Origin of the sequence: Streptomyces sp. NPDC017520 (genome assembly GCF_044329855.1) — a bacterium.
Taxonomy (GTDB): Bacteria; Actinomycetota; Actinomycetes; order Streptomycetales; family Streptomycetaceae; genus Streptomyces.
Genome location: NZ_JBIRKB010000012.1, coordinates 198,750 through 202,079 on the forward strand (window position 1 = coordinate 198,750; position 3,330 = coordinate 202,079).

4 protein-coding genes are annotated in these 3,330 nt (G+C 69.8%); 3 read left to right on the top strand and 1 reads right to left on the bottom strand.

What is annotated here, in order from left to right:
* The first annotated feature begins 142 nt into the window (after positions 1-142).
* Positions 143-811, top strand: coding sequence for a hypothetical protein (locus tag ACH4KB_RS27145; protein WP_398068504.1), 669 nt, complete (start codon positions 143-145; stop codon positions 809-811).
* On the opposite strand, the gene ACH4KB_RS27150 is transcribed toward ACH4KB_RS27145, so the two are convergent.
* On the bottom strand, positions 808-1,776 hold the full coding sequence (locus tag ACH4KB_RS27150; protein ID WP_398068505.1) for an RDD family protein: 969 nt from the start codon (positions 1,774-1,776) through the stop codon (positions 808-810). The genes ACH4KB_RS27145 and ACH4KB_RS27150 overlap by 4 nt on opposite strands.
* A 119-nt stretch (positions 1,777-1,895) precedes the next feature.
* Here ACH4KB_RS27150 and ACH4KB_RS27155 point away from each other — a divergent pair, with 119 nt between their 5' ends.
* Together ACH4KB_RS27155 and ACH4KB_RS27160 are read left to right on the top strand one after the other, a co-directional pair.
* Positions 1,896-2,903 (top strand): stage II sporulation protein M, encoded by a 1,008-nt coding sequence (locus tag ACH4KB_RS27155; RefSeq protein WP_398068506.1) that lies wholly within the window; start codon positions 1,896-1,898, stop codon positions 2,901-2,903.
* A gap of 239 nt (positions 2,904-3,142) precedes the next feature.
* Positions 3,143-3,330, top strand: a 188-nt coding sequence (locus ACH4KB_RS27160) for a hypothetical protein (protein ID WP_398068507.1), incomplete at its 3' end; no start/stop codon positions are given.

Consider the following 3,330-nt stretch of genomic DNA (forward strand, 5'->3'; position numbering starts at 1 on the left):
GGCGTTCGGGAGGCCGGCCTCCCGAACGCCGAGCGGCGTCACAGCCCGCAGCAGCAGATCCGAGCGCAGGCCCCCGCACCCCCGTGCCGGGGGCCTGCTCCCGTTACCGCCCCCGCACGACCCGAGGAACCCGAAGGACCCCATGCCCCGCGGCAGGTATTCGCTCCACGACCTTCACGATCACACCCCCCTCGGCGAAGAACACTTCCACTGCGCCCCCGGCCCCTCCGGCTGGCGCTACGTCTCCCAGACCACATCCCCCACCGGAGACCACCTCGGCTCCGTCGACCTCGCCCTGGACGAGCTGGGCCGGCCCATCCGCCTCGAACTCCATGCCGCGAGCTGGCAGGTGCGAGGAGCAGCCCTGGAAGGGGTCACCTGGGTCCGGACCGACCCGACCGGCAGCCACGCCACCGAAGGCAATGTCCGCGCCCACACCTTCGCCGGCACGTCCCCCGCCTTCCTCATCGCCATGATCCGTCTCCTGCGCCTCACCCCCGCTTCCCCCACGACCCGCGTCCGCGTGGTCACCTTCACGGACCCGGTGCTCGCACCCAGGACCGTCGACCAGTCCTGGGCCCTGGTGAACAGTGAAGCGCACACCACTGACAACGGCCCCCTGATCGTGGACGAATACCAGGTCAGCGCCCTGGACACCGGGGAGCAGCACACCATCCACATCGCCGGCGACGTGGTTCTCGCGGCACCCGGCATCGAGCTCGAACACCTGGAGACGCCCCCGTCACCCCGCGCCTCCGGCACCCCGGCCGCCGAGGGCCTGCCGCCCGGATCCGGGCCGGACACCGCCTAGCCGGGCGGGGCGAACCCGCCCGAGGGAGCACTCCCGGGTCGCTGCTCGTGGCCACCGGCGGCACCGCCCCCCGCCCCGGAACCGGCAGACACCGGCCCCCCGAAACTCCCGAGGGCCCCGCCAGGCCCGCCGGCCACGCCAGGCGCACCCGACCCAGCGGCCCCGGTGAGCCCGGGCGCTACCCGCTCTGACGGTGCCGGCCCCTCGGCGCGAGGCCCGGCGAACACGCGCCGCGCATCCCGTGACTGCCGTTCATGGACCACCGCGGCCAGGAACGCGGCCGCAGGAACCCCCTGGGGCGCGGCGGCTCCCGTCAGGGCGACCAGTTCACCGGCCAGCCGTTCCGCGATGGAACGCCCCACGCCGGGATCCAGCTGCCGCATCCGCGTGAGGTACTGCCGAATCCCGAGCCAGAGTTCGTCGGGTACGGCCGACAGATCCAGCTGCGCGAACCGGCCGACCAGCCAAGGTGGGGGAGGCGGCACGGAGACGGACCGGCCCGTGGCCGCGACCCGTTCCCGGATCACCAGCGTCCCGGCGAACACGTCACCGATCCGGCGACCTCGCGCTGACACCAGGGACGCTATCGAGGCCAGGGCGCCGAAAGTCATGAGGATCTCGACGAGCCCCATGGCCCCCCGCACGAGCGCGTGCCGGAACCGGATCGGCCCACCGTCGTCCCGCACCACCCGCAGCCCGCAGGCGAGCTTTCCCAGGGACCGACCATGACTCAGCGTCTCCACCGCGACCGGCCCACCGATCAGGACCAGCAGGAAAGAGGCGACCCCGATCGCCGCGACCGCTGCCTCGTCCAACGAGGCGGAAGCGATGCCCAGAACGATCGATATCAGGATGAAGGCGGCGAACGTCACCGCCAGATCGATCGCCGAGGCCAGCGCCCGGCTCGGCAGCCGTGCGGGCCTCAACCCCAGAACGACCGCATCCCCGGTAACCAGCTCACTCATCGGGCCCCACCCTTCGCCGACCTTCTCTGCCCCAGCCGGGCACAGTCTGCCAAGCTGACCGCCAGCGCGCCGCAGTAGTACGAACCCGTACGCACCCATGCCTGGAGCAACAGACGCCCATGGACCTCGACGTCTTCGTCACCGCCCACCGCACGGAGTGGGACCGCCTCGAACACCTCCTGCGCCGGGGGCGCCGCCTCACCGGCGCGGAAGCGGACGAACTCGTCGTCCTCTACCAGCGCACGGCGACCCACCTCTCGCTGGTCCAGTCGAGCAGCCCCGACCCCCTCCTCACCGGACGTCTCACCCAGCTCGTGGCCCGCGCCCGCTCGACGGTGACCGGCACCCGCAAGGCGTCCTGGCGGGACGCGGCCCGGTTCCTCACCGCGGGGTTCCCCGCCGCGGTCTACCGCTCGCGCCACTGGTGGATACCCACAGCGGTGCTCTCGACAGTGGTGGCGGCTTTGCTGGGCTGGTGGATCGGCACCCACCCCGAGGTTCAGGCCGCGATCGCCGCACCGGAGGACCTCCGTGCGATGACCCGACCGGGCGGGGAGTACGAGACCTACTACTCCAGCCACCCGGCGGCGTCGTTCGCGGCACAAGTATGGACGAACAACGCGCAGGCCGCGGCCCTGTGCCTGATTCTGGGGGCGTTCCTCGGCATACCGGTGATCTGGATCCTCTTCCTCAACATGCTCAACCTCGGCGTCGGCCTGGGCCTCATGTCCTCCGCGGGCCGTCTCGACGTCTTCCTCGGGCTGGTGCTTCCCCACGGCCTGCTCGAACTGACCGCGGTGTTCGTCGCCGCCGGCACAGGGCTACGCCTCGGCTGGACCGTGATCGACCCCGGCCCCCTGTCACGCCGCGCCGCCCTGGCCCAGCAGGGCCGCGCCGCCCTGGGCATGGCGATCGGTCTGGCCCTGGTCCTGTTCGTCTCCGGACTCATCGAGGGCTTCGTGACCCCGTCCGGTCTCCCGACCTGGGCCCGGATCACCATCGGCATCGCCGCTGAACTGGCCTTTCTCGCATACGTCTACATCCTCGGCGGCCGCGCGGCCCGCGCCGGCGACACGGGCGACCTCACAGCGGTCGAACGCAGCGCCGAACTTCCCACCGCAGCCTGACAGCCGATGTGCTTTCACCCCTGCTGACCTGCTAGTGTCCTCCTCGCCCACAAAACCGTTGACACGGCAGATGTGGGGAGGTAGATTTGAACGGTTGCCTCGGACTGGACAAGTTCGAGTTAAGCGCGTAGTTTCTATCTCGCTCGTGCAGGAGTGCTTGTTAGCTCCGCCGGGCCAAATGAGTCTTCCTTATCGAAGTCATCGGGTCGTTCGTTTAGCTCCGTGAGTTTCTGATAAAGTTGGATCCGCCGAAAGGCAAGGCCACTCCGCAGGCCATCAGAAATCGAATTCGGGCCGGAAACGGAACGAAAAAGAGTCTGGTAAAGTCGGACTCGCCGGAAAGGGAAAACGCGAAAGCGAAGAACCTGGAAGGTGAGAGATGCGAGACCCGCTTCGACCGGGAATCGGACACGAAAGAGTCTGATAG

What these genes read in the sequence shown, in the direction of transcription:
- ACH4KB_RS27145 (WP_398068504.1), top strand. Translation starts at nt 143, where the DNA reads ATGCCCCGCGGCAGGTATTCGCTCCACGACCTTCACGATCACACCCCC.
- ACH4KB_RS27150 (WP_398068505.1), bottom strand. Translation starts at nt 1,776, where the DNA reads ATGAGTGAGCTGGTTACCGGGGATGCGGTCGTTCTGGGGTTGAGGCCC.
- ACH4KB_RS27155 (WP_398068506.1), top strand. Translation starts at nt 1,896, where the DNA reads ATGGACCTCGACGTCTTCGTCACCGCCCACCGCACGGAGTGGGACCGC.